This window comes from Pedobacter sp. B4-66, assembly GCF_018492665.1.
Taxonomy (GTDB): domain Bacteria; phylum Bacteroidota; class Bacteroidia; order Sphingobacteriales; family Sphingobacteriaceae; genus Pedobacter.
Window position 1 is genome coordinate 193,388 of record NZ_JAFVME010000004.1, and the last position, 26,600, is coordinate 219,987.

The 26,600-nt window shown below is 37.4% G+C and carries 21 protein-coding genes; 5 read left to right on the plus strand and 16 right to left on the minus strand.

Annotated elements, in window-relative coordinates; all coding sequences use genetic code 11:
- Positions 1–19: 19 nt before the first annotated feature.
- The 3 genes from J1905_RS09285 to J1905_RS09295 form a co-directional block, all read right to left on the minus strand.
- Complete coding sequence (locus J1905_RS09285) at positions 20–3,091, minus strand: TAT-variant-translocated molybdopterin oxidoreductase (protein ID WP_214227011.1); 3,072 nt, start codon at positions 3,089–3,091, stop codon at positions 20–22.
- A gap of 46 nt (positions 3,092–3,137) precedes the next feature.
- Positions 3,138–4,430: a c-type cytochrome gene (locus tag J1905_RS09290; RefSeq protein ID WP_250318057.1), complete on the minus strand. Its 1,293-nt coding sequence runs from the start codon at positions 4,428–4,430 to the stop codon at positions 3,138–3,140.
- Between the two features lie 253 nt (positions 4,431–4,683).
- The gene (locus J1905_RS09295) at positions 4,684–5,664 is read right to left on the minus strand and encodes a deoxyhypusine synthase family protein (RefSeq protein WP_108204931.1); all 981 of its coding nucleotides are present in this window, start codon (positions 5,662–5,664) and stop codon (positions 4,684–4,686) included.
- 279 nt (positions 5,665–5,943) lie between these two features.
- Here J1905_RS09295 and J1905_RS09300 point away from each other — a divergent pair, with 279 nt between their 5' ends.
- The gene (locus J1905_RS09300) at positions 5,944–7,074 is read left to right on the plus strand and encodes a BamA/TamA family outer membrane protein (RefSeq protein ID WP_214227012.1); all 1,131 of its coding nucleotides are present in this window, start codon (positions 5,944–5,946) and stop codon (positions 7,072–7,074) included.
- Between the two features lie 43 nt (positions 7,075–7,117).
- Here the strand turns inward: J1905_RS09300 and J1905_RS09305 are convergent, their stop codons facing one another.
- A complete protein-coding gene (locus J1905_RS09305) occupies positions 7,118–7,900 on the minus strand; it encodes an O-methyltransferase (RefSeq protein ID WP_214227036.1) in 783 nt (260 codons plus the stop codon).
- Positions 7,901–7,934: 34 nt separating this feature from the next.
- On the opposite strand from J1905_RS09305, the gene J1905_RS09310 reads away from it, so the two are divergent.
- Positions 7,935–8,804 (plus strand): transglutaminase-like domain-containing protein, encoded by an 870-nt coding sequence (locus tag J1905_RS09310; protein ID WP_173089922.1) that lies wholly within the window; start codon positions 7,935–7,937, stop codon positions 8,802–8,804.
- A 1-nt stretch (position 8,805) separates the two neighbouring features.
- Here the strand turns inward: J1905_RS09310 and J1905_RS09315 are convergent, their stop codons facing one another.
- From J1905_RS09315 to J1905_RS09325, 3 genes are all read right to left on the minus strand, one after another.
- Positions 8,806–9,696, minus strand: coding sequence for an alpha/beta hydrolase (locus tag J1905_RS09315; RefSeq protein WP_250318058.1), 891 nt, complete (start codon positions 9,694–9,696; stop codon positions 8,806–8,808).
- A gap of 26 nt (positions 9,697–9,722) precedes the next feature.
- Positions 9,723–10,797, minus strand: a protein-coding gene (gene prfB / locus J1905_RS09320) for a peptide chain release factor 2 (RefSeq protein ID WP_214227014.1) whose coding sequence is annotated in 2 segments (ribosomal slippage) — positions 9,723–10,736 and positions 10,738–10,797 — 1,074 coding nt in all. Because the reading frame shifts where the segments join, the coding sequence is not laid out codon by codon here.
- A gap of 76 nt (positions 10,798–10,873) precedes the next feature.
- Positions 10,874–11,377, minus strand: coding sequence for a DUF937 domain-containing protein (locus J1905_RS09325; protein WP_214227015.1), 504 nt, complete (start codon positions 11,375–11,377; stop codon positions 10,874–10,876).
- A gap of 171 nt (positions 11,378–11,548) precedes the next feature.
- Here J1905_RS09325 and pgi point away from each other — a divergent pair, with 171 nt between their 5' ends.
- Positions 11,549–13,198, plus strand: coding sequence for a glucose-6-phosphate isomerase (gene pgi / locus J1905_RS09330; protein WP_214227016.1), 1,650 nt, complete (start codon positions 11,549–11,551; stop codon positions 13,196–13,198).
- Between the two features lie 160 nt (positions 13,199–13,358).
- Complete coding sequence (locus J1905_RS09335; protein WP_214227017.1) at positions 13,359–13,904, plus strand: DUF4251 domain-containing protein; 546 nt, start codon at positions 13,359–13,361, stop codon at positions 13,902–13,904.
- Positions 13,905–13,917: 13 nt separating this feature from the next.
- On the opposite strand, the gene J1905_RS09340 is transcribed toward J1905_RS09335, so the two are convergent.
- From J1905_RS09340 to J1905_RS09380, 9 genes are all read right to left on the minus strand, one after another.
- Positions 13,918–15,024, minus strand: coding sequence for a glutaminyl-peptide cyclotransferase (locus J1905_RS09340; protein ID WP_214227018.1), 1,107 nt, complete (start codon positions 15,022–15,024; stop codon positions 13,918–13,920).
- Positions 15,005–15,367, minus strand: a complete 363-nt coding sequence (locus J1905_RS09345; protein WP_214227019.1) for a YraN family protein — start codon at positions 15,365–15,367, stop codon at positions 15,005–15,007. The genes J1905_RS09340 and J1905_RS09345 overlap by 20 nt, the downstream gene beginning before the upstream one ends.
- Entirely contained in the window at positions 15,367–17,355 is a 1,989-nt protein-coding gene (gene dnaG / locus J1905_RS09350) for a DNA primase (protein ID WP_214227020.1), read from the minus strand. The genes J1905_RS09345 and dnaG overlap by 1 nt, the downstream gene beginning before the upstream one ends.
- 48 nt (positions 17,356–17,403) lie before the next feature.
- A complete protein-coding gene (locus J1905_RS09355; protein ID WP_250318059.1) occupies positions 17,404–18,072 on the minus strand; it encodes an SGNH/GDSL hydrolase family protein in 669 nt (222 codons plus the stop codon).
- A gap of 50 nt (positions 18,073–18,122) precedes the next feature.
- Positions 18,123–19,064: a hypothetical protein gene (locus tag J1905_RS09360; protein ID WP_214227021.1), complete on the minus strand. Its 942-nt coding sequence runs from the start codon at positions 19,062–19,064 to the stop codon at positions 18,123–18,125.
- Positions 19,065–19,089: 25 nt separating this feature from the next.
- Entirely contained in the window at positions 19,090–20,277 is a 1,188-nt protein-coding gene (locus tag J1905_RS09365; protein WP_214227022.1) for a M20 metallopeptidase family protein, read from the minus strand.
- Positions 20,261–20,713, minus strand: a complete 453-nt coding sequence (locus tag J1905_RS09370; protein ID WP_250318060.1) for an SPOR domain-containing protein — start codon at positions 20,711–20,713, stop codon at positions 20,261–20,263. Before J1905_RS09370 ends, J1905_RS09365 begins: the two co-directional genes overlap by 17 nt.
- A 67-nt stretch (positions 20,714–20,780) precedes the next feature.
- Complete coding sequence (gene secA, locus J1905_RS09375) at positions 20,781–24,095, minus strand: preprotein translocase subunit SecA (RefSeq protein WP_214227024.1); 3,315 nt, start codon at positions 24,093–24,095, stop codon at positions 20,781–20,783.
- A 210-nt stretch (positions 24,096–24,305) separates the two neighbouring features.
- Entirely contained in the window at positions 24,306–24,608 is a 303-nt protein-coding gene (locus J1905_RS09380) for a hypothetical protein (RefSeq protein WP_214227025.1), read from the minus strand.
- 159 nt (positions 24,609–24,767) lie between these two features.
- Between J1905_RS09380 and purD the strand changes: the two genes are divergently transcribed.
- Entirely contained in the window at positions 24,768–26,039 is a 1,272-nt protein-coding gene (purD, locus tag J1905_RS09385) for a phosphoribosylamine--glycine ligase (RefSeq protein WP_214227026.1), read from the plus strand.
- Positions 26,040–26,600: the final 561 nt, after the last annotated feature.

Consider the following 26,600-nt stretch of genomic DNA (forward strand, 5'->3'; position numbering starts at 1 on the left):
TATTTTCTTTAATATCAGCTTACGCTTGTACTGTTGTATCTGTATTTCTAATTTTTGTCATATAACCTATACCCGGTTGTACGTTTATCTCTTCTAAAACATAGTAAATGCGTTCACTACGTAATGCTTTCGATACTTCCGAGTCAGGATCATTGCCATCTCCAAATATGATTGCATTTGCAGAACAAGCTTGCTGACAAGCCATTTTGATATCACCATCCTTCAATGGACGTTTCTCAATTTTAGCTTGTAATTTACCAGCCTGAATACGCTGAATACACATAGAGCATTTCTCCATTACCCCTCTTGAACGTGTAGTTACATCAGGGTTAAGAACCAACTGAGTAAATTCATTATTCAAATAGTTGTCAAAACGTGAATCATTCCAGTAATTAAACCAGTTGAAACGACGTACTTTATATGGACAGTTGTTTGCACAGTAACGAGTACCTACGCAACGGTTATAAGCCATATGGTTCAAACCATCTGATGAGTGTACTGTTGCCAATACCGGACAAACAGTTTCACAAGGGGCATGATCACAGTGCTGACAAAGCATTGGTTGGTGTACAACTGAAACATTATCAAGATTATCTAAGTGAGCAATTTCTTTCTCTTTAGATACTGAATTGATACCATTTCCATGTGCACCATGAGCTTCTTCTGCATGACTTTCACCTTCAACATTAAAGCTGTAGTAACGGTCAATACGAAGCCAATGCATTTCTCTACGTCTGCGAACTTCATCCTTACCTACAACAGGAATGTTATTTTCCACGTTACAAGCAACAATACAAGAACCACAACCAGTACAAGCATTCAAATCGATTGCCATAACCCAGTTATTACCTGGTTTCTCAAATTTATCCCACAGATCGTAAGTTTTATGTTTTGCATGGTCATTACCTGAACCAGCAGCAGGATTCTTTTTATATTCTGTAAAAGTAGCTTCGCGAATAATATTTCTACCCTCAAAAGAGTGGTGAGTTTGCGTTTGAGCTAGTTCTTCAGTTTTTCCTGTTCCAGTAAGTTTAACTGTAGTAGCATACTTAGATGTACCATTAGTAAAGCTTACAAATGGATAAGCATTTTTACCAACGTTATCTCCAGCTTTACCAACCTTAGTACGTCCGTAACCTAAAGCGATAGAAGCCGTTCCTTGAGCTTGCCCTGGCTGAATAAGTACAGGTAACTCAATTTCATAACCTTTATCATCTTTTATTGAAACAATATCAAACTCTTTAAAGCCTAATTCTTTTGCAAATTTAGGAGCTAAAGCGATGTAGTTATCCCAAGTTACTTTAGATACAGGATCAGGAAGTTCTTGTAAGAATGCGTTGTTAGCATGCTTACCGTCTCTCATTGGAATACTTTCGTAAACCTGTAATTCGATATCCTTAGCTAAAGCTTTGCTGTTGTTTATAATTGAAGGAATTACAGCAGTAAGCGATAAACCAAATGTATAAGTACCTGCCGGCTTCAATGCCGAAGCAAAAACACCTTTTTGCAATACATCTTGCCATGTTTTACCTAAAGCAGGTAAAATACTTTTCTCCCAGTTATTACGTACATACTGATAGTATTCTTTAACCGGACCATTAGACCAGATTAAAAGACTTTCCTCAGCCTGACGTGAATTAAATACAGGGTTGATGGTTGGTTGTACAATTGAGTAGTATCCTTCGTATGCATTAGCATCACCCCACGACTCTAAATAGTTGTTGTTAATGGCGATTACATTACATAATGTAGAAGTCTCATCTCTTCTATCTGAGAAAGAAACTTTTAAATCCACTTTAGCTAAGCCATCAGTAAACCCTTTAGCATTAGCAACATCATAAGCCGGGTTGGTATCTAAGAAGAATACTGCTGCAACTTCCCCTCTGCTCATTTCGTTGATAAACTCAGCAAATTCTGCGTCATTTCCAGCGTAACGTTTACAAGGGTTATCAAGATCTATAGTAGTACCATAGCTACCAATTGCCGAATTGATTGCATTAACCAAGATTTGGGTAGATACGTCATTCGAACCTGAAACTACAAGTGACTTTCCTTTATTTTGTAATAATTCTTTAGCTATTAATTTAAGTGCTTTATCAGCAGTAACATTATTAGGTAAAGCAGCACCCGCTAAAGCGTTTCCTGTAATTGCATTATATAAGGCAATTAAAGCAGGACCTTCTTCTGATAATTTAACCGGAACACGAGTATCTGCGTTTGTTCCTGTTAAACTCATACCAGCTTCAAATTGGAAGTGGCGAGACATTTTACCAGCTTTCAGAGATTTGTGATCTCTGTTTGAAACATATTGAGCAGTAAATTCTTCCCCGCTAATCCAGGTACCTAAAAAGTCTGCCCCGAAACTTACAATCAGGTCAGCCTTATCAAAGTTATATTTAGGAATAACAGCTTTACCAAAGCTATTTTCATTTGCTTTAATAATACCTGTATAAGAAACTGCATCATATTGAACATGCTTAGTAGTAGGATAAGCAGTTGTAAAATCAGCAACAACAGCCTTAGTAGAAGGGCTGCTTACTGAAGATGAAACAATACGGATTTTCTTTCCTGATGCTTGTGCTTTATTTAGTTCAGCCTGTACAAACTTATCAATCTCAGCCCAGTTAGTTTCTGCATCTTTTAATACAGGAGCTTTAAGTTTTGAAACATCATAAAGATCCAATACAGAGGCTTGAGCCTGAGCATCAGTACCACGATTAAACGCTCCAGCATTAGGATTTGGTTCAATCTTAATTGGTCTTCCCTCTCTGGTTTTAACTAAAACACTTTGTCCGTTAAAACTTGAAACATAATAGTTCGGTATTCCCGGAACCACCTCTTCAGGTTTAACCAGGTAAGGAATTGATTTGTGAACAGGAGCAGTTTGACAAGCTGCCAGTGTTACCGCACCTAACCCAAAGCCTAAAGCCTTTAAAAAGTCACGGCGTGGAGTTACTGTACTTAACCCTGCTTCATTTAAAACATCTTCTATTGGAAGTGGCTCAGCAAATTCGTTTTTGTTGTTTTCAACAAAATCCGGAGTGTTTTTATACTCTTCTAAGCCTTTCCAGTATTTTTTATTGCTTTCCATTTAAGCTATATTACTGTTTATCGAACGTTCTTTTATTAAACTCTAATTAATAGTGGCACTTACCACACTCTAAACCACCCAAAGCTGCAGGAGTGATTTTCTCACCCTTCTTGATTTTCTCATGCGCTTCTATAATTTTATCATAGAATGCATTTCCTTTAGTTTCAAGTTTAGTGTCTTTATGACAGTCAACACACCATTTCATGGTAAGTGGAGAGTACTGATAAATCTCTTCCATTGTATCAACCGGACCATGACATGCAAAACAAACAGGTTCATTAGGTTTTAAGCCCTTTTCTTTTCTGATAGCTTCTTCACCTACAACAACGTGTTGAGAGTGGTTAAAGTAAGCAAAGTCAGGAAGGTTGTGAACGCGAACCCATTCAACTGGTTTTTCTTTCGAGTGATCGTAAGTCATAGTTGCAGGATCATATCCAAGCGCAGTATAGATCTTTTGAATCTCTGGTGAAATCTCGCCATCATATTTCTCTGTTGCCTGTACTGATTTGTGACAGTTCATACAAACATTTAAAGATGGAATAGTTGAGTTTTTTGATTTAAATGCACCAGCGTGGCAATACTGACAATCAATCTGATTGGTGCCAGCGTGAAGCTCATGTGAGAATTTGATTGGTTGAACCGGTTGGTAACCAGTATGAACACCTGTATTCCACATCCCCATCCAGCCAAATGAACCTAAGGTTACAATTAAACACAAGATAAAGAAGAATACAAATTTCTTGTTTTTAAATAACCCTTTAATACCCGCTCCGAAAGAAACGTTTTCTTCTTCAGCAAGAACAACTCCTTGTTTTTGAAGTATTAAACGCTCTAACATTTTTACTGCACGACCTAAAACAATCAATACAATAATAGATATTAGGATAATTGCTGCAACACCTGCAAGTGAGAAATCAGAAACACCTTCTGAAGCTCCTTCAGCTGCTGCCGTCTCTCCTTCTTTCTTCGGCTCACCTGCTTTAGAGTAAGCTATAATGTTTTTAATTTGATCATCAGTCAAACGCGGAAATGTAGTCATCTCTGCTGCCGAGAACTTCGAAGCCTCTATAGCTTGTTTGTCACCCGCATCAACCAATGCTTTCCAGTTTTTGACCCACTTGATTGCAAAAGCTTCATCAAGCTCATTAAATTTTGCTGTTAGTGCAGGACCAGTACTGTTACGATCTAACTGGTGACAAGAATTACAATTATCCTTAAATAGTTTGCGGCCCTCTACTACATCTTGTGCCTGTGTTGCAGAAACGATTAAAACAGATAGAGCCGTAAACATGAATGCCGACTTCCAAACTCTTCTAACGATCAATGAGATATCCCTCATAATGAGTATTTTATGCTATTTTTTAAAAAACTTTATAAACGTTACTGGCTTCTAAACTTAGGTCCTCCACCAAAACGTCCACAAAAGTAAAATTTATTAACTTACCAATGACAAATAAATGACAGTAAATACAATTTATAATCAATCTAAATAGTTCGTTTTTTATGCTTTAAACGACGAAAATCAGCAATTTTTTAAAAATCACTGATTCTCTTTTAAGTCCTACTTTCAAAGCAGGACTTGCTAATTTAAATTACATTTTTAATATCCACGCAAAGATCAACGGCGCAACAATAGTTGCATCAGATTCTACGATGAATTTAGGTGTATGTATATCTAGCTTACCCCAGGTAATCTTTTCATTAGGAACTGCTCCTGAATACGACCCATAAGAAGTTGTCGAATCAGAGATCTGACAGAAGTAACTCCAGAATGGAATATTTTCCATTTCCATATCCTGATATAACATAGGAACTACGCAAATAGGGAAATCTCCGGCTATACCACCCCCAATTTGGAAAAACCCAATTCCTTTGCCCTCGCTATTATTGATATACCAGTCAGCTAACCAACCCATGTACTCAATACCACTTTTCATGGTAGTTGCCTTAACTTCTGATTTCATTACGTAAGAAGCGAAGATATTACCCATTGTAGAATCTTCCCATCCTGGTACTACGATAGGCAAATTCTTTTCTGCTGCTGCCAACATCCATGAGTTTTTAGGATCAATTTCATAATACTGCTCCAAGTCTCCACTTAAAAGCATTTTATACATAAACTCATGAGGGAAATAACGCTCACCGGCATTATCTGCATCTTTCCAGATTTTGTAAATATGCTTTTGCAGTCTGCGAAACGCTTCCTCTTCAGGAATACAGGTATCAGTAACGCGGTTGTAATGATTCTCTAACAAATCCCACTCATCCTGAGGACTCAAGTCGCGATAGTTAGGTACTCTTTTATAATGTGAGTGCGCAACAAGGTTCATGATATCCTCTTCCAGATTTGCACCTGTACACGAAATAATTGAAACTTTGTCCTGACGAATCATCTCAGCCAATGAAATTCCCAACTCTGCGGTACTCATCGCGCCAGCCAGCGTGATCATCATTTTACCACCTTCATCTAAGTGTGTTTCATATCCTTTAGCAGCATCCATCATTGCGGCTGCATTAAAATGGAGATAATTGCGCTCCATGAATTGAGATATAGGTCCTCTTGTTGTACTCATTTTGATCTTAATTTTGTTGTCGCAAAAATAGGCAAATAATCTTAATGCCCTAATTGTAGTTCGTCTCAACTTTAAAACCTGAATAATTATCATCAGGTATCCCTCCCTTAATCTACCTCTATGATACCAAAACATGTGTATTTCCCCCAAGAAACCAGCCGTTACAGCCTTGTAAAATTCTAGTTAACCAACTAAGTGACTTTCAATTTCAATTCGAAATACTGGCCTCAAACTTGCTATGCAGAACAGATAATTAAATATTTCTACTATTTTAGGCCGATGAAGAAGATTTTCCTTTGCACCATATTTGTTTTAATAGCCGTAAACTCGATGGCGCAAAAGAAACTAATAGAACGTTACCTATCCAATAAAACAGATTCCTCCCGCAGGGCGAGCTTCATGCCCGTTCCTGTTTTTAGATATACTCAGGAAATAGGACTTGAGTTTGGTATCGGAGCGCTTTATTCTACTTACCTCGACAGAAAAGATCTTAATAATAGAAGTTCTAATTTCTCTACCGTTCTTTCCGCATCTACTAAAGGTCAATATAACATATCATTAAAAGGAGATGTTTGGACTAAACAAAACACACACCATTATATTGCAGAGGTACGTTTCAAAAGAATGCCATTTAACTTTTATGGTGTAGGCAATGAAACTTTGGCGGCAAACGAAGACAGACTAATACAAGGTTACGCTAAAGTTGGACTGGAAGCTGAAAAGCTGCTTGCCCCCCATCTGTATACAGGACTATCTCTTGGTTTTGAAAACTATCATTTTACAGATAAAGAGGTGGGAGGCATTTTCACTACCGATCAAACATTAATACACAAAGTAGGAGGCTCTGTATTCTATACAGGAATTTCTCAAACCTACGACACCCGAAATTCCAACAATTACACCACTAAAGGATTCTACGGAAAAGTAACTTATCAGTACGCCCCCGATTTCTGGGGAGGCGAGAATTTTACCGGAAGCTTAATAAAAGCCAATGTTCGTAACTTCTGGTCATTGTCGCCAAAATTTGTAATCGGAGTAAACGGCTTATTCCATTCTGTTCAGGGGAAGAACATTCCATTTTATTTACTGCAACAAATGGGTAATGATGAAATGATGAGGGGCTATTATACCGGACGATATAGAGAACAGAATTTACTTGCCGGCCAGGCAGAATTACGCTATCGTTATAACAACAGATTTGGAGCAGCAATATTTGGTGGCGCAGGACAGGTATTTCACAATGGTGATCTATCTCTTAAAAGTTTCAAACCTTCCTACGGAGCTGGCGGGCGCTATTTCTTTGATCCTGAAAAGGGCTTAAGTGTTCGTGTAGATTATGGTATTGGCGAAAAACGTGCAAATGAAAAGCGCCAAACCGGTTTTTACATCAGTTTGGCGGAAGCTTTTTAATAAGCCCAGACTCCAAAAGCTATGCAAATCACATTTAACGACACTAAAACTTTATTTTAAAGTGTTCTTTTGCTTGTCCTTTTCTAAAATAAACTAGCCCTATCCAGAACAAATCAACTGTAACGACCACATCCGGATGATTCTTAATCTCCTCCCAGGCTTCTTTCATCCCCTTGCTCCAATAAATATCATCAAATATTAGCAGTGAATTTTCATGAACTTTAGGCAAACACCATTTGAAATAATTTAATGTAGCCTCTTTTCTATGATTGCCATCGATATATACAAAATCGAGCTTTTCTGCATTAGCTATAACATCAGGCAGTAACACATCAAAATTCCCAACTTGTAACTCAACATTTTCTAAATCAAGTTCCTTAAAATTATTATAAGCAACCTTTGCAGTTTCCGGGCAACCTTCAATTGTAATAACTTCAGCTTCAGGGCATGCTTTCGATAAATAAGCAGTAGTTATTCCTAAGCAAGTCCCCAATTCTATAATGCTTTTTGGATTATTATCCTTTGCTAAACGAAAAATCAACTGGGCCAAGGCAGGGTTCTTCAATGCATTCTTTGCAATCTGACTTACCTTCTTTGTACGGTTCTTATTTAAATGAGAACCTGCTCCCAAATCAGTCACAGTGACTAAAGAATCGTCATTGAAAAGTTTTTTTCTCTGCGCTTCAATACTTTTATATTCAATTTTAGACTTAAAATCGTAAATTACCTCATCCGTAAGTTTATAAACAAATGGGGAATGGGTACCATGCCTACTTTTTGAGGTAAAGCGATGCTTCAGATAATCACTGATAAAGTTAAAAACCATAGCCGCAAAAATAGGATTCAAATTTGTATGTTTAATGGAAAACATTAAAGAAATAACTGCTTTAGTAAAACTTCTTGATGATCCTGATCAAGAAATATATCAACACGTTGAAGGACGACTGCTTGAATATGGCAATGAGGTCATCGATTATCTTGAAAATGTATGGGAACATTCATTAGATTCTTTACTTCAGGAAAGGATAGAAAACCTTGTACACAAAATACAGTTCGCTAATGTAAAGGAAGATCTCAATTTGTGGTATCAAAGTGGAGCATTTGATTTACTGCAAGGTGCGCTGGTTATTAACCGATATCAATATCCAGACCTTGATGAAGATAAAATAATTCTCCAGATCGAGGAAATAAAAAGAGAGATCTGGCTAGGATTACAGTATGAGATGAGTTCTATAGAAAAGATAAAACTCATTAATCATATCTTTTACAATATTTACGGCTTTAGTGGAAATACCAAAAACCACCATGATCCTCAAAACTCTTATATTAATCAGGTATTAGAGAGTAAAAAAGGAAATCAGATTTCTCTTGCCATCATTTATTCTACACTTGCGCAGAAGCTAGACATCCCCGTTTATGGAGTAAATCTGCCTCAGCACTTTATTTTGGGATATATAGACGAAAGTAAACGTGAAGAACAAGAGTTTGGAGTACTTTTTTATATCAACGCATTTAACAAGGGCGCCATATTTGGCAAACATGATGTAGACCAATTTCTTCGTCAGCTAAACCTAGATCCTCTTCCTGGCTTTTATGCACCTTGCAGCAATGTAGAGATCATTAGACGCGTAATTCGTAACCTGATATCCGCTTACGAAAACCTCGGTTCAAAAGAAAAGGTCCAAGAACTTAAAGAGCTACAGGATATCCTGGCAAATACCGAGCTTTAAGTTATAGAAACTTATTACTCTTCATCCAATTTGTTAGCCTTTCAAACCAATCGTCTGATGTGGTAGTGTTGTTCAAGCCAAAACCATGTCCGCCGTTCTGATATAAATGCATCTCAGTTTTAACTTTATTAGCTATCAAAGCCTGATTAAAAATAATACTGTTTTGCACAGGCACTCCATAATCATCATTGGCATGAACCAAAAATGTAGGTGGTGTTTGCGGCGTTACATGACGCTCATTCGAAAAGTATTCTTTCTGCGCCTGCGTAGCATTAGCGCCAGCCAAATTATTAGCAGAACCTGTATGCGGTGATTCTAAAAAAGAAATAACAGGATATATTAAGATAGAGAAATCCGGTCTCAAGCTTAGCTTCTCCTTGTTCTCAATTTTTATATCATTATAATGAACTGCTAATGTAGATGCCAAATGTCCTCCAGCTGAAAAACCCATAATCCCAATTTTTCCCGGATCAACATTCCATTTCTTCGCTTGCTTTCTTACCAGATAAATAGCTTGCCCTGCATCCATTAGCGGCCCAAAGGACTTATCAACCATAATAGCATCATCTGGCAAACGGTACTTTAAAACAAAAGCAGCCACTCCTACATCAGTAAACCGCTTTGCAACATTATACCCCTCATGATTAATAGCTAAAATACCATATCCACCTCCAGGGCAAATTATAACAGCTGCACCGGTAGCTTTTTCCTTTGCAGGCAAATACACGATGAGTGTGGGTTCAGATACTTTACTAACACGTATTATCCCATCATCTCCAACAGGAGCTATTTCTTTAAAACCAGCAGGTGTTGGTTTTGATCCCGGTATTGCGCCGGGATACAATTTAACTATTTCCTGTGCCTTCAAACTAACTGTACACATTAGTATCATCAAAATTGAGGTAAAACATTTCATCTTTAAAATTCCATTAAATATGCCTTTAAAAAATCGTTAATATCTCCATCCAACACAGCCTGCGGATTTGAGGTCTGGTAATTGGTCCGATGATCTTTCACCCTCCTGTCATCCAACACATAGCTCCTGATCTGCGATCCCCACTCTATCTTTTTCTTGCTTCCTTCTACCAAAGCTGTAGCTTCCATACGCTTGCGCATCTCAATCTCATAAAGCTGCGATTTCAACAACCGAATAGCATTTTCTTTATTCTGAAGTTGTGAACGCGACTCCTGATTCTTAATGATGATCCCAGAAGGTTTGTGATATAGGCGAACTGCGGTTTCTACCTTATTTACATTCTGTCCACCGGCACCACCTGACCTAAAGGTCTCGAACTCTATCTCTGAATCCTTTACTTCAATCTCTATAGTGTCATCAACAAGTGGATATACATAAACTGACGCAAAAGAAGTATGTCTTCTTGCATTGGAATCGAATGGAGAAATCCTCACAAGGCGATGCACCCCATTTTCTCCCTTCAAATATCCGTAAGCAAATTCACCTGAAATTTCAATTGTAACTGTTTTAACACCTGCAACCTCCCCTTCCTGATAATCTTGTTCACTTACTTTATACCCATTTTTCTCCGCCCACATTATGTACATACGCATTAGCATATAAGCCCAGTCGCAACTCTCTGTACCTCCGGCACCGGCTGTGATCTGCATTACTGCATTCAGCTGGTCTTCCTTGGTTTTAAGCATATTCTTTAACTCCAGATCTTCTACAGCACTTACGCAAAGATCAAATTGTTCCTGCATTTCAGCTTCAGTGGCATCTCCACTCTGCCAGAAGTCGAAAAGAACCTGAGTATCTTCCATCAGGCTATTAACGTGTTGCCAGCCATCAGTCCATATCTTTTTCGAGTTAATTTCAGCAATATGTTTTTCAGCTTTCTTTGGGTCGTCCCAAAAATTTGGTTGCAAGGTAAGTTCCTGCTCAATACGGATATCTTCTAATCGATTCTCGACGTCAAAGATACCTCCTCAGCGACGCTACTCTGTCCCTTAAATCCTGAATTTGTTCTTTTGTCATAATCACAAATATATAATTATAAAACAAAAAAGAGGGAGATTATGATCTCCCTCTTTTTTGTTTCCGTCATTCAGAATTAATTAAAAAGCCCCTTTAATTTATCAATAATCCCATCACCTTTACCTTCCTCACCTGTGGCAGCATCCTTATTACCTGTAAACATTCCGGTAATATCCGAAAGATCAAATTTACCGTCCGGGCCTGCAATATGTCCTATTACATCTTTAAAATTAAATGAACTATCGTTTGGATCATTTGTCTTATTTACAAACTTCTCCATTATACCTGGGATGATGGAAGCCGCTATATTTTTAGCAGAATCCAAATTAATACCTAAACCTGCCAACTTTTCAGTGAAACCTGAGGATGCCTGTTCAACAACAGAGCTTACATTCCCACTTTTAAACGTATCTACTAAACCTGCAATATCACCTGATGACAGCTTTTCTTTAAGCGCGTCAATAATAGAACCTGATGCAGCACTAATAGCTGCTTCGTTTTGTTCATTTGGAACTTCACTATTATTCACAATAGCGTCCTGAACATTTTCTGTTACTAATTGTTTTAAATTCTCAATCATAGCTAGTTTTATTTAACAGCAATTGCATTGCCTTTTATATTTAAATATACCTAAAATAATTCTCATGTATATACTTCATATTAAACTATGTTTATCATTAAAATATTAAATCTCAACTTTCAAATTTTGTGAAATAAAATAAACCGTTACATTTACAAAAACACTAATAATATGCTTCCTACAGTAAACTTTACAGAAACGGCCGCCTATAAATATCTGGCAGATCACTTTATAAACATCAATGAAAAAAGCTTAAAGCAACTATTTGCAGAAGATGAGGCACGCTTTGAGAAATTCTCACTAGTATTTGAAGATATCTTGGTCGACTATTCGAAAAACAGAATTGATGATACCACTATAGCTTTACTTATTCAATTAGCAAGAGAATGTAAATTAGACGAGGCCATAAAAGCAATGTTTGGCGGAGATAAAATTAACCAAACAGAGGGTAGACAAGTACTTCACGTGGCATTACGTGAACCTGCTGATGGCGAAATTTTAGTAGATGGGAAGAATGTCGTTAAAGATGTACACCATGTGCTTTCCAAAATGGAAAAATTCAGCAATGCAATCATATCAGGTAGCTGGAAAGGCTATACAGGTAAAGCTATTACCGACGTAGTAAACATTGGTATTGGCGGTTCTGATTTAGGGCCTGTAATGGTTACCGAAGCTTTAAAGGCGTACAAAAACCATTTGAATATGCATTTCGTATCAAACATAGATGGTACGCACATTGCAGAAACATTAAAACAGGTTAACCCTGAAACAACACTTTTCTTAATTGCTTCAAAAACGTTCACCACTCAGGAAACAATGACCAATGCAAATACTGCAAGAAGCTGGTTCCTGGATAAAGGTGGTAAAGCAGAAGATGTAGCAAAACATTTCGCAGCCTTATCAACCAATGCAAAAGATGTTTCCGCATTTGGAATCGACACGGAAAACATGTTCGAATTCTGGGATTGGGTTGGAGGAAGGTATTCTTTATGGAGCGCTATCGGATTACCAATTTCGTTGAGCATAGGCTTCGACAACTTCAAACAATTATTAGCAGGAGCTCATGCCGCAGATCAACACTTCGAAACTGCAGAATTTGAAATCAACATCCCAGTATTATTGGGTCTTATAGGTGTTTGGTACATCAATTTCTTTAACGCAGAAACACAAGCTATTTTACCTTACGATCAATATATGCATCGCTTTGCAGCTTATTTCCAACAAGGTGATATGGAAAGTAATGGCAAACATGTAGACCGTAATGGCAATGATGTAACCTACGAAACAGGTCCGATTATTTGGGGCGAACCAGGAACAAATGGTCAACATGCCTTTTATCAGTTAATACACCAGGGTACACGCCTTATTCCTTGCGATTTTATCGCCCCTGCTCAAAGTTTAAATCCTATTGGAGATCATCACCCAATTCTTTTGTCAAACTTCTTTGCTCAAACAGAAGCATTGATGAATGGAAAAACCAAAGAGCAAGTAGTTGCAGAACTTAAAAAAGAAGGAAAATCAGACGAGGAGATCAATAAACTAGCTCCATTTAAGGTTTTTGAAGGCAACAGACCAACTAACTCAATCCTTTTAAAGAAAGTTACGCCGTTTAGCTTAGGAAATTTATTAGCTATTTACGAGCACAAGATTTTTGTGCAAGGAATTATATGGAATATCTTCAGCTTCGATCAATGGGGTGTTGAGCTTGGAAAACAGCTTGCAAAAAGTATTTTACCAGAACTTGCAGATGATAAAGATGTTTCATCTCACGATGGGTCAACCAATGGATTGATCAATCAATATAAGGCCTGGAGAAGCTAGTTATCAAACATGTGACAATAAAACGCGTTTCAGCATTAAACCTTTTGCATGTTAATTTGTTCTAATACAACAGAGTAGCATGATCATATTTATGATTAAAAAGGTTTAATGCTATTTTATTTGTAAATTGATTATATATAAACATTTAAAAGAACATATCATGAAGACGCTTAAAAACACATTATTACTAGCTTTTTTGTTTGTAGCAGTACAAGTTTCCGCGCAAACAGATAAAGAAACTACAACTAAATTGGTAGATGCCAAAACATTGGTATTTAATGCTACAACTGCATTACCAATGGCAAACATGGATCTTAATAGGGTTATGGCTAGATTTCCGGGAGGACAAGGAAGTGGAGCAATTCAACTTAGTGGATCCCAATATCAGTTAATAATAGCTAAAGATAGTGTAGAAGCATATTTACCATATTATGGCAGGGCTTTTAGTGCAAACATTGGCTCTACTGATTCAGGCATCAAGTTTAAATCTAAAGATTTCACTTACAAAACCGATAAAAAGAAAAAAGGTGGATGGCTTATAACCATTAAACCAAAAGACGTTAAAGATGTACAGACACTTACTTTAAGTGTTGGAGAAAAAGGATACGCAGTGTTAAATGTAACCAGTACCTACAGACAACCAATTGCATTTAACGGCTTCATTAGCGAGCCTGCTGCACCATCTAATAATACACCGGCTAAATAATTCGAGAAAGGCGTTAGTTCCCTTTTACAGGAACTAACGCTATTTCAAATAACTTAGGCCATTTCTTTCCGGTAACAAACAAGCGCTTGCCTTGTTTATCCCAGGCGATACCGTTTAAAACATCATTTAAGATACTATCTTCCGATTTAAAGTATCCTTTAGGCAATAAACCATTCAAATCGATCTTTTGCTCTACAATTCCTGTTTTAGGATTTATTACTACTAAATAATTCTGCTGATAGACATTAGCATAGATTTTCCCGTCTATATATTCAAGCTCATTAATAGAATCAACAGCTCCAAGGTTATCATAAACATCAATCGCACTCTCATCTTTGAAAGTATCTTTATTCATGAAATAAAGTCGGTTTGAGCCATCTGACATGATTAACTGCTTCCCATCGAAACATAAACCCCAACCCTCTCTACTTGTTTGATAAGGAAAGGTGCCCAGTTGTTTAAAGGTTTTGGCATCATATACAAAACCCTGATTTGCTTTATAGGTTAACATTACAACTTTATCACCCACAAGTGTAGATCCTTCTCCAAAATACTGTTTATCAAGATCTATCTTCTGTAAAGCTTTACCGGTAGCCAAATCCACCCATCTCAATGTCGAAAACCCATTTTCACCCGTACTTTCAAGGAGTCTTCCATTGTGATATTCTAATCCTTGAGTATATGATGAGGTATCATGAGGGTAAGTTTTAACAATTTTATAGGTGAACATCTCAGGCTTTAACGCCGATTTTAAAACAATATTAATAGTAGAGGTATCTTTTTTACTTCCATTATCAGTTATCGCCGTAATCAGCTTATAACCTACTGCAAATCCATCTGTTTTTACAGTTATGGGTTCAACACCATTTTTCGTTGTAATAAGCTTACCATCTACCAGGTAAGCAACAGACTTAATCTGATTGTCTTTCGGAGCATCCAGTTCAACTTTTACGTCATCCCCCAAACTAAAGGTCTGTCCTTGTTCAGGAGCCTTAAATCCAACTATGGAAACAGTAGGCTCATTCTTACATGAAATAATAAATGAAACACTGAATAGTAGAGAAAGAAACGGTATTACCTTAATGAAATTGGTATTATTTTTAACTTGGCCAGAATGCATCTTCAATATGATTTATTTTATAAAGGTGTTTATTTTCAAAAACAATTGCAATAACATCGAAACGAATTTCTCCCTCATGGTTATTCATTTCAATATAGGCAGATGAAGCATACTCCAATTGCCTTTCCTTCTTAATGTTTACAAAATCTTCGGGCTCCCCATAATCTGTTGAACTTCGTGTTTTTACTTCAACAAAAATTATTGTTCCTCCTTGGTTAGCTATAACGTCAACTTCAGCTCTTCCGTGCCTCCAATTCATTTTTAGTATCTGGTAGCCCAAATTTTCTAAATACTCCCTGGCAATATCTTCACCGCGCTTACCTAAATCATTATGACTAGCCATTACTTTAATATAACTGTCCCCAAATATTTAGAGATATCTCTTTCCACGCCTTTTATCATGATGTGACGTTGCATTAAAATCTCTTGATTTACGGGATCTGTCTCACTGGCAAGTTCCTTTGTTATATCGGTAAGCATCTTACCTATTTTACCCTTTTTAAGATGATAAAGACCTCCAAAAATTGTCTTCTTTAAGTTTATACTTTCATCCCTAACGTAAATATTATGTCTGTTTTCCCAATTTTCACTCAATGAATAAGGAGAAGTTGATAGTGTAATTGCAAGATCAACAATCCTCCTGTCCTCATTCTTAATAAACTGACTTGCAACAGGAAGGTGCCCGTTCTCTATTTCTTCCCTGTAAGTATTGATAATAAGCTTACATATTTCATCTTCAAAACTAACATCAGCTAAATTCTGTATGATAAAAGACCCTATATACATATTATCTATCTTATCCCAGGTAACCAGCTCGTGCCCAAATGCCAATAGTAATCTAACAATTTCTCGCTCCTGTATCAGGTTATGATCTGTAGGTTCAACCTGCTCTATCGGTTCGGCCGACTCACCAGGATTTTCAAAAAGATTATCCGGCGGTCCATCCTGCTGATAAGGATTTTGTTGATATGAGCTTGGTTGAAATGAAGATTGCTGAGTTTGATTACCTCCACTTGCCTTTTTAAATTTGGCAGCCCTAATTTTATTTAACTCAGAAAGTAATATTCTTTCTTCAACCTGCAACAAGCCACTGCACTCCCTGATAAAAACAGAGGCCTTGATATCATCAGGTATCTTAGCAATACTTTCTACAATATCTCTAATAATACCTGCCCTTTTTATCGGGTCAGTTCCAGCTTCTTTTAATAAGATGCTGGCTTTATATAAAATGAAATCCTTCCGGTTATTTTCAATGTATTTCTTAAAATCTCCCGATCCCACATGATGCATGTATGAATCCGGATCATGTCCATCAGGGAAAAGAACAACCTTAACGTTCAATCCCTCTTCAAGGATCATATCTAATCCACGCAAAGAAGCTTTAATACCCGCAGCATCACCATCATAAAGGATAGTAACATTTTCGGAGAACCTGCCTATCAGCCTTATCTGTTCTGTTGTTAAAGAGGTTCCAGAAGATGCCACAACATTTTCTATTCCTGCCTGATGAACAGCTAAAACATCGGCATATCCTTCAACCAGATAACAGTTGTCAGCATCTCTAATCGCTTTCTTCGCATGAAACAAACCATAAAGCACATTAGATTTATGGTAGATGTCACTCTCCGGAGAGTTTACATACTTAGGAACATTTTTATCAGTTTTTAATGTTCTACCACCAAAACCAATTATCCTGCCCGTAAAATTATGAATCGGAAATAGAACCCTGCCCCTAAAGCGATCATAAAGCCTCCCCTTATCATTTCTGATTGCAAGACCAGTTTTTTCCAGATACTCTTCCTTATGTCCTGCTCCAACAGCACTCTGAATCAAAGCATCCCATGAATCAGGAGAATAACCCAGTTGGAATTTCTTTAGTATATCTTCTCTAAAACCACGTTCTTTAAAATAACTTAAGCCAATTGCCCTGCCATCCTCACCTGTCCAAAGTTCATTGGCAAAGTAATTTGCAGCAAACTCAGAAACGATATATAAGCTCTCACGAGCATTTTGCGCTTCTATATTCTGAGGCGACTGAACAGTCTCCTCTACTTCAATATTGTATTTATTGGCAAGAAATTTAAGTGCTTCCGGATAGGAGTACTTCTCATGATCCATGATAAAGTGAACAGAATCACCCCCCTTACCACACCCAAAACACTTATAAATACCCTTAGCTACTGATACGTGAAACGAAGGGGTCTTCTCATTATGAAATGGGCAATTTCCTATTAAACTTGTACCGCGTTTTTTTAGAGTTACAAAATCACCTACTACCTCCTCAATACGAGCGGTTTCTGTGATTTTATTTATGGTATCCTGATCAATCATTCCCTATTATTTATCCTCTCCCTTCCAAATGCAGCAAAATGCTGAAATCTATTTTACCAATGGCAATAACTTATCAGCTAAAGTTTGATTGCCCTTTTCATTTAAGTGCACACCATCAGAAGTTAAAATGCCTTTATCCTTATCATCAGAATTATGCTCTGTGTTATACGTTTTAAATATTGTCCTCAAATCACATAGTGGAAGGCTATTTTTAGCTGCCAGTTCCCTTATTGCTCCAGAATATTTATCTAAATCTCCATCCATTTCATTTGCGCCATTCTTTTTCTCTCCAATTACTGCCGGAGTACAAAGAACAACCTTAGCCCCATTTGACTGAATCTTATTAATTAATGCCTGGTAGAACTTAATGAACTTATCGTAATCAGTTCCTGTTCTGCTCGATTGCTTGTGCCATACATCATTAACCCCAATATAAATGACTACCAGGTTTGGTTTTTTGTTCAACACATCCTCTTCCATACGAAGATAAAGGTCGTATACTTTATTACCTCCAATACCCGCACCAATAATCTCATACTTTGTCGGATCGAGTGCCTTTTTTATCAGATCAACATAACCACCCGGCTCTACACCGGCCTGAGTAATAGAATCACCAAAGAAGATGATCTTTTTGGGTTTATTATTCATGGCAGAAAAAAATAATACAACAAGAAATGCAGACAGTAATGCCAGTGGTTTAAGGTAAGTTTTCATCATTATAATTTTTAATAGCAAAAGCCTAAAGAGCTTATTACGAAGTTAAAAAATTACTTGCCTTTTCCAAGGTGATAATCTTTATGTACTATCAAAAAGCTAGCTCTTTCTTCCTTCTTTAAAGGATAATCCCAATTCCCCTGATAAGAGATTTTGGTAGGCAGCTTCTCATCACCAAAATAACTGGTTTCTATGTTCATCTGTACATTAAAGTCAAACAACATATTACTATACTTCATATCAACATAGCGACCAAGGATTTCAAAATTACGTTTATCAAAAATAGTAGTAAGCTCCTTAATCATCAATCCGTCCTTAGTCCAATTGCTCAAATCTTTCTTCATTGTAACTTTAAACCGATATACAGGAATAGAATCCAGATAAGTCCCACTGTAATAACTATAATCGTAATACTGACGCATATTAGGAGTAAATAAGGCTGTTTTATCACCTATAAAAGGTAGCCCTTTAATTGGCTTTCCCGGTGCAAATATTAAAGTCTTTAATTTATCCTTATATCCTGCATTTGCACCATCACCTTTGCCTTTTGCATCCTCCTCAGAAAACTCGGTTTTGTAGGCATTCAAAAAGATAAAATCAAACATTTCAATCGTGTATAATTGATATTTACCATTCTTTCTGTATAGCTTTCCGGTGTCCTGTTTTGCAATATACACCATCTTTTCAGGGCCCTCTGCAGTATGTTTAATCTTACGATAGATCCTGCCATCTACTTTATTTTTCTTATCATAAGAGTAGATGTTGTTCTCGGCCGTGAAATTATACTTTTTCATATTCTTGAAAGCCTTGTAAAAGCTTTCATCTGTAATAATGGCGTTGATAAAAGTCTCTACTCCAAATTTCTGGGCAGAGATATTTACGGCCGAATCAAGCTGTATTGTTTTGATGGTATCCGGATTAAAACGATCAATCTCCTGAGAAAATCCTTTTAAAGTAAATCCGATTAATACAGCTAGCAAAAGTATTTTCTTCATCTATTTTTAGTAGTCCCGATAAAAATTAATTTCCTAATTGCTTAAGTGCGATATAGGCCATTAACCCTGTAGAGGTCTTTAACGCATCCTCATCAATATCAAAGTTAGGCGTATGAACAGAATACGTTGTTCCCTTTTCTTTATTGCCGGTACCTAACCTGTAAAAACAAGCATCAGTAACCTGCGAATAGTAAGCGAAATCTTCGGCAGCCATCCATATATCCAAATCAATCACATTCTCTTTACCCAAGTAATCCTCTGCAAAAGCACGTGCATTTGCAGTTAGTTTTTCTTCATTAATCAGGTAAGGATAACCATCCATGATTCTAAAATCACAGCTACCACCCATACTTTCGGCAATACCTTCAGCCATTTTTTTCATTAAACGTTTAGCCTCTTTACGCCATTCTTCGTTTAAAGTTCTAAAAGTACCTTCAATTTTCACCTCATTAGGGATGATGTTTGTTGCACCATTTGCCTGCACCTTTCCAAAAGAAAGCACCGAAGGTAATCTTGGATCTGCATTTCTACTCACAATCTGCTGCAATGCAATAATAATATGCGAGGTAATCAATACAGGATCTATATTTTGATGAGGTTGTGCACCATGTCCTCCTTTTCCATGAACCGTAACATACAATTCATCGGTAGATGCCATATAAATACCCGAACGGAAACCAACTTTACCGGTATCAATTAAAGGCATTACATGCTGTCCAACTATCGACTGTGGCTTAGGATTCTCCAGTACTCCTTCTTTAATCATAATGCTAGCACCGCCAGGTAAAACTTCCTCAGCAGGCTGAAAGATTAGTTTTATAGTACCACCAAATTCAGCCTTTAAGCTATTTAAGATGTAAGCACTTCCTAATAAAGAAGAACTATGTACATCATGCCCGCAAGCATGCATTACCCCCGCATTTTTAGATGCATACGGTTTTTCATTAGCTTCCAATATTGGCAAAGCATCCATATCGGCACGCAATGCGATGATGTTATCAGATGGAAGATCTCCTTTAATAATCCCAACAACACCCGTATTGGCCATATCAGAAAAAGGAATACCCCAATCTGTCAAATGTTTTTTAATAAATGCTGAAGTTTCGAACTCCTTAAACGAAAGTTCTGGGTTTGAATGAAGATGCTGACGGTAGCCAACAACCTGCTCAAATATATCATTAGAGAGTGCCTGGATCTTATCTTTCTGTATCATCGCTGTATTCTAAATTAGGTGCATTAATTTTTTCCCTGAAAACAAATAAAGTAGGGAAAGTACTTCTTAGTTCATTCATAAATCGCTGAGCTTCCAAGCGTGTCCGGAAATCTCCAACTCTTAAATAGTAGTTCGGCTCTTTATAAGTGATATAAGTATTAACAGATGGGTAAAGTGAATTAAATTTTGATTGCTCGTTAAAAACCTCTCTTCTATCTGATCCATAAAACACCTGAACTCTGTACCCCATTTGAGATACCACCGGCCCCGGTTTAACAGTTACAGCACCAGAGCCTGCAGGCTTAGTATTTAACGCAATGCGTTTTGCTATTAAACTGTCGATCATCGGATCCTTAATTATGGTAACCTGACCTCTGGTTTGAGCAAACAACCCGAAAGAGGAACAACAGAATAATGCAGCAAATAGTAGTTTCATGAACAAGGCTTTAAAAAAAGAATGCCGATTTTTCACAAAAATCGGCATTCTTTATCTTTATTACAAATTACAATCCTGCACCGTGACAGTTTTTGTATTTCTTACCACTTCCACAAGGGCATGGTTCGTTTCTTCCAATTACAGTATCCTTACGGATTGGCTGCTGAGGCACATGCTCACGGGTATCATCCATTTGAGCAACATCAGCTGAACTTGTAGCCTGAGTAAATTCAGGTTTAGACATTTTCAATTTGCTTGGTGCTGGTCTTGGAGCCTGAGCTTCTCTTACATCATTTGGATCAGTCTGTACCGGAATTCCACCTTTATATAAGAAACTAACCACCTCTTTATTTACCGCATTTAACATGTTTTTAAATAAGTTAAACGCTTCCATTTTATAGATGATCAATGGATCTTTTTGCTCGTATACCGCATTCTGTACAGATTGTTTTAACTCATCCATTTCACGTAAATGCTCCTTCCACGACTCATCAATAAGTGCAAGAACAATTGTTTTCTCGAAAGATCTTGTAACCTCACGACCACCATTGTCAATTGCTTTTTTCAAACCTACAGGAACCTGAACGCTACGGATACCGTCAGTAAACGGAACAATAATTTGCTCTATCTGCTCACCGCGTTCCTGATATACCTGCTCTAATACCGGCATTGCCTGAGCAATAATCGCATCAGATTTTCTTGAATAGAATGCAGTTACCTCATCAAATAATTTATCAGTTAAGTGATTAACACCTTTAGAACTGAATTCAGCCTCATCAATAGTAGTATCAGCAGAGAAGTTTTTAATTACTTCAAGTTTAAACCCTTCGTAATTTCCTTCTTCTTTGTATTCAGTTACAACATCTTCAGCAACATCAAACACCATATTGCTCATATCTACGTCTAAACGCTCACCAAACAAGGCGTTTTTACGTTTAGCATAAATAACAGAACGCTGAGAGTTCATAACATCATCATACTCAAGCAAACGCTTACGAATACCAAAGTTGTTTTCCTCTACTTTTTTCTGTGCACGTTCAATAGACTTGGTGATCATAGAATGTTGAATCACTTCACCATCCTCAATACCCATTCTAACCATGATATTAGAGATTCTTTCAGAACCAAATAACCTCATTAAGTTATCCTCAAGTGACACGAAGAATTGAGATGAACCTGGATCTCCCTGACGACCTGCACGACCACGTAACTGTCTGTCAACACGACGAGACTCATGACGCTCTGTACCAACAATTGCCAAACCACCGGCATCTTTAACGCCTGGGCCTAATTTAATATCCGTACCACGACCAGCCATGTTGGTTGCAATAGTAACCTGCCCAGCTTGTCCAGCTTCAGCAACAATATCTGCCTCTTTCTGGTGCATCTTAGCGTTTAACACATTATGTTTAATACCTCTCAGTTTTAACATACGGCTAAGCAATTCTGAAATCTCAACCGAAGTTGTACCTACCAATACAGGACGACCAGCTTCTGTTAATTTCACAATCTCTTCTGCTACCGCATTGTATTTTTCACGAACTGTACGGTAAACATAATCCTGATGATCCTTTCTTGAAATAACTCTGTTTGTAGGTATCTCTACCACATCCAGTTTATAGATAGACCAAAACTCGCCAGCTTCAGTTGTAGCTGTACCCGTCATACCGCAAAGTTTGTGGTACATACGGAAAAAATTCTGTAAAGTAACTGTAGCGTAAGTTTGCGAAGCGTCTTCAACTTTTACGTTTTCCTTTGCTTCAATTGCCTGGTGTAAACCATCAGAATAACGACGGCCATCCATAATACGACCAGTCTGCTCATCTACAATTTTAATTTTACCTTCATCAATGATATACTCAACATCGATTTCAAATAAAGTATATGCTTTCAATAACTGGTTCACAGAGTGAATACGTTCAGCTTTGATTGAATAATCGCGCATCAAGGCATCTTTCTGAGCAATTTTCTCTTCGTTGCTCAATGCAGATTTCTCTATATCAGCAATCTCAGTCCCTACGTCAGGCAATACGAAGAAATTATTGTCTTCACCAGATTTGGTAATCAGCTCAATACCTTTCTCAGTTAATTCAACCTGATTGTTTTTCTCATCAATATGGAAATACAATTCAGCATCAACCTTAGGCATGTTCTTAGACTGATCTGCCATGTAATGGTTTTCAGTTTTCAATAAGGTTTGTTTTACACTACCCTCACTCAAAAACTTGATTAATGCTTTATTTTTAGGCAAACCACGGTGAGCACGTAAAAGCGCAACACCACCTTCTCCCTCATCAGGACCGGCTTTACCATCATTAATTAACTTCTTAGCTTCATTTAAAGCTTTAGTTACATATTCTTTTTGTGCAGCTACCAAACGCTCGATGCGTGGTTTTAATTCATGAAACTCATGCTGATCGCCAAAAGGAACCGGACCTGATATAATTAATGGAGTACGGGCATCATCAATTAAAACTGAATCGACCTCATCCACCATTGCAAAATGCAATTTACGTTGTACCAGCTGATCAGGAGTTTGCGACATATTGTCACGCAAATAATCGAAACCAAACTCATTATTGGTACCGTAAGTAATATCAGCAAGGTATGCATCTCTACGTTCCTGAGAATTTGGCTCGTGTTTATCGATACAATCAACCTTTAAACCGTGGAATTCGAATAAAGGACCATTCCACTCCGAGTCACGTCGTGCAAGGTAATCATTCACCGTAACGATGTGAACACCTTGTCCCGCAAGTGCATTCAGGTAAGCAGGCAGTGTACTTACTAAGGTTTTACCCTCACCCGTAGCCATCTCAGCAATTTTACCATTATGCAACACCATACCACCAATCAACTGAACGTCGTAGTGTACCATGTTCCATGCAACCTCAGTACCTGCAGCATCCCATTTGTTAGCCCACAGTGCTTTATCACCTTGTATTACAACATTCTTTTTGCGAGCTGCGTAATCACGGTCAAACTGAGTAGCTGTAACTTCTAATTGATCATTTTCAGAGAAACGTCTTGACGTTTCTTTTACCACTGCAAAAGCAGCAGGTAAAATTTCCGACAATACCACTTCTAATTCTTTATCACGATCTTTAATTAAGGCATCAATCTGATCATAAATAGCTGTTTTCTCAGCTAATGATAATTCCTGATTCTCTGCGTCGGTTTTTAAACCGCTTATTCTACCGTCAATTTCCGTTAACGCTTTTGCAATAACATCTTTAAAGTAAACTGTTTTATTACGCAACTCATCATTGCTTAGTGCAGAAAGTTTCGCGTATTCTTCGTTTATTTTAATGACTATAGGCTGTAATGCCTTAATATCTCTTTCTGATTTGCTTCCAAAAACCTTGGCTAAAAATCCTAACATGTTTTATGTTTGTGTTTGTTTATTATTCTTATTAATAACTGTAAAATGACAACAACCAAGCCATTACAGGCGTATAAGCCAGAATGTCAGTTGTCAGTACGCTCAATGCTTTGCCTCACGCTATCCTGAATCTATTTCAGAACCTCGCACCTGCTAAGTCGCGCCTTTCTCTTGCAAGGTCCAGACCTCGAAGACAATGAATATTAAAATTTAGGGGCTGTTATTCTTGGGCTTTTCCCTTATTGCAAGGTCTGAAATACTTTGATTATGAGCCCTATATTTGATAATATGTGTTTCAGGAAGTACTCCTATAGTCGTTAAAGCACTATAAGATAAAAAGAATGGGTACCTCGAATCGTCAGGCTGACTTGAGCGAACAGTTGCCTGCTCAGTACTCACTTGCTGCTTGTTGCAGTACTTTTCAGTTATAAGTCGTAGCCCCTCAACCCGCTCAGCTTTGGCCAAATGGGTAAGACTAAAAAATACAAGTGATAAAGTAACAATGTGTCTCATGTTGGCGGCAAATCTAATTTTAATCTTTTAAAAACCGAAATCTATTGACAAACAACCTTTTCTAAGCATATTTTATGCCGAATATTAAACTTAAACTGTGATAATTTAGCTAAAGCGGTATATTTGCCCAAACAGACCCAACAATTAAATCATATATAGATGAATATCTTACTATTAGGATCAGGAGGAAGAGAAAGTGCCTTTGCCTGGAAAACGAGCCAGTCTCCCCTTTGTTCTCAATTATTTATTGCACCTGGTAATGGTGGTACAGGCGCTTATGGAAAAAACATAAACCTTAACATCAATAATTTTGAAGCCGTAAAAGCACTAGTTCTTAAAGAAAATATCGAATTGGTAGTTGTTGGCCCCGAAGAACCTTTGGTAAATGGTATTCATGATTTTTTTGCTGCTGATGATAGCTTATCAAAAATCCCGGTTATCGGTCCAAAAAAAGAAGGTGCAATTTTAGAAGGCAGTAAAGACTTCTCTAAACAATTTATGGCGCGCCATGGCATCCCTACGGCAAGCTCGCGTTCTTTTACCGCTAAAACTTTAGAAGAAGGCTTAACATACCTACAGTCTCACCCACTTCCTGTTGTATTAAAAGCAGATGGATTGGCAGCAGGAAAAGGTGTTTTAATTATCGACAACGCTGAAGAAGCTCAGGAAGAATTAAAACTAATGCTTAGCGGCAAGTTTGGTGATGCCGGAACAACCGTAGTAATTGAAGAGTTTTTGAGCGGTATTGAGCTTTCAGTATTTGTACTTACAGATGGCGAAAACTACGTGATCCTTCCTGAAGCAAAAGATTACAAACGTATCGGACAAGCAGACACCGGCTTAAACACTGGTGGTATGGGTTCGGTATCTCCGGTTCCTTTTGCAACCAAAGCATTTTTGGATGAGGTTGAGCGTGATATTATAATCCCAACTGTTAATGGCTTAAAGAAAGACAAAATCAATTATACCGGTTTCATCTTCTTCGGCTTAATTAAAGTAAATGAGAAGCCTTTTGTAATAGAATATAACTGTCGCATGGGCGATCCGGAGACGGAAAGTGTAGTTCCAAGAATCGAGAACGACCTTGTAGAGCTTTTCATGGCTACCGCTAAAAAGAAATTAAAAGACTATAAATTAAATATCAGCCCTAAAAACGCTGCAACAGTAATGATTGTCGCCGGTGGATACCCTGGCGAATACGAAAAAGGTAAGGCCATTACGGGTATTGACAATGTACGACAATCTTTAGTATTCCATGCAGGAACATCTCTTGAAGGAGGTGTTGTAAAAACAAATGGTGGTCGTGTTATTGCAATCAGCAGCTTACAGGATAGCCAGTTTGAGGCATTACAATCAGCAACAGCTGATGCAGCCCGCATCTACTTTGATGGCAAATACTTTAGAGAAGATATTGGATTCGATTTAGTGTAATTACATTATTCGAGCATTGGTGCTTCAAAACAAAGCATTAGTACCATAAAAAATGCCCTTGATCGATTTGATCCGGGGCATTTTTTATAAATCGTCGGGCTAAATTTGATTTCAGCCAATTATCATAATTAAGTCACATAAAGCGCTTAAAACGACTCAATCCGTATAATTACGTCAAATAGTGTTGTACAACGCATAATTAGTAACTGTGCATTTATTTTTTCTTTATATTCAATTATTCAAATCGGTAGAATTTGGCGCCAAATTAAATTGATACTGCTACTTAACTAAAATCTTATTCTTTTAGTTTTGAATTAGAAAAATATTGCTTTTGCGACCTAAAATATAGTCGTCCCTCGCACCATCATTAAACGTACCTTGTTCGGACCTCGTTCGACCACAGTCGAACAAAGGGCGAACAATATCAGTAGAAAGGCCGAAGCAGTTCTAGAAGCAGAAAAAAATCCAAAAAAAAGTGATAATGAAATTATCATTACCACTTCTCTTTATTTTTCTAATGCTAGGTCCTCAGAATGAGGACAACATTAATATCTATTTTGA

What these genes read in the sequence shown, in the direction of transcription:
- J1905_RS09285 (WP_214227011.1), bottom strand. Translation starts at nt 3,091, where the DNA reads ATGGAAAGCAATAAAAAATACTGGAAAGGCTTAGAAGAGTATAAAAAC.
- J1905_RS09290 (WP_250318057.1), bottom strand. Translation starts at nt 4,430, where the DNA reads ATGAGGGATATCTCATTGATCGTTAGAAGAGTTTGGAAGTCGGCATTC.
- J1905_RS09295 (WP_108204931.1), bottom strand. Translation starts at nt 5,664, where the DNA reads ATGAGTACAACAAGAGGACCTATATCTCAATTCATGGAGCGCAATTAT.
- J1905_RS09300 (WP_214227012.1), top strand. Translation starts at nt 5,944, where the DNA reads ATGAAGAAGATTTTCCTTTGCACCATATTTGTTTTAATAGCCGTAAAC.
- J1905_RS09305 (WP_214227036.1), bottom strand. Translation starts at nt 7,900, where the DNA reads ATGGTTTTTAACTTTATCAGTGATTATCTGAAGCATCGCTTTACCTCA.
- J1905_RS09310 (WP_173089922.1), top strand. Translation starts at nt 7,935, where the DNA reads ATGGAAAACATTAAAGAAATAACTGCTTTAGTAAAACTTCTTGATGAT.
- J1905_RS09315 (WP_250318058.1), bottom strand. Translation starts at nt 9,696, where the DNA reads ATGATACTAATGTGTACAGTTAGTTTGAAGGCACAGGAAATAGTTAAA.
- J1905_RS09325 (WP_214227015.1), bottom strand. Translation starts at nt 11,377, where the DNA reads ATGATTGAGAATTTAAAACAATTAGTAACAGAAAATGTTCAGGACGCT.
- pgi (WP_214227016.1), top strand. Translation starts at nt 11,549, where the DNA reads ATGCTTCCTACAGTAAACTTTACAGAAACGGCCGCCTATAAATATCTG.
- J1905_RS09335 (WP_214227017.1), top strand. Translation starts at nt 13,359, where the DNA reads ATGAAGACGCTTAAAAACACATTATTACTAGCTTTTTTGTTTGTAGCA.
- J1905_RS09340 (WP_214227018.1), bottom strand. Translation starts at nt 15,024, where the DNA reads ATGCATTCTGGCCAAGTTAAAAATAATACCAATTTCATTAAGGTAATA.
- J1905_RS09345 (WP_214227019.1), bottom strand. Translation starts at nt 15,367, where the DNA reads ATGGCTAGTCATAATGATTTAGGTAAGCGCGGTGAAGATATTGCCAGG.
- dnaG (WP_214227020.1), bottom strand. Translation starts at nt 17,355, where the DNA reads ATGATTGATCAGGATACCATAAATAAAATCACAGAAACCGCTCGTATT.
- J1905_RS09355 (WP_250318059.1), bottom strand. Translation starts at nt 18,072, where the DNA reads ATGATGAAAACTTACCTTAAACCACTGGCATTACTGTCTGCATTTCTT.
- J1905_RS09360 (WP_214227021.1), bottom strand. Translation starts at nt 19,064, where the DNA reads ATGAAGAAAATACTTTTGCTAGCTGTATTAATCGGATTTACTTTAAAA.
- J1905_RS09365 (WP_214227022.1), bottom strand. Translation starts at nt 20,277, where the DNA reads ATGATACAGAAAGATAAGATCCAGGCACTCTCTAATGATATATTTGAG.
- J1905_RS09370 (WP_250318060.1), bottom strand. Translation starts at nt 20,713, where the DNA reads ATGAAACTACTATTTGCTGCATTATTCTGTTGTTCCTCTTTCGGGTTG.
- secA (WP_214227024.1), bottom strand. Translation starts at nt 24,095, where the DNA reads ATGTTAGGATTTTTAGCCAAGGTTTTTGGAAGCAAATCAGAAAGAGAT.
- J1905_RS09380 (WP_214227025.1), bottom strand. Translation starts at nt 24,608, where the DNA reads ATGAGACACATTGTTACTTTATCACTTGTATTTTTTAGTCTTACCCAT.
- purD (WP_214227026.1), top strand. Translation starts at nt 24,768, where the DNA reads ATGAATATCTTACTATTAGGATCAGGAGGAAGAGAAAGTGCCTTTGCC.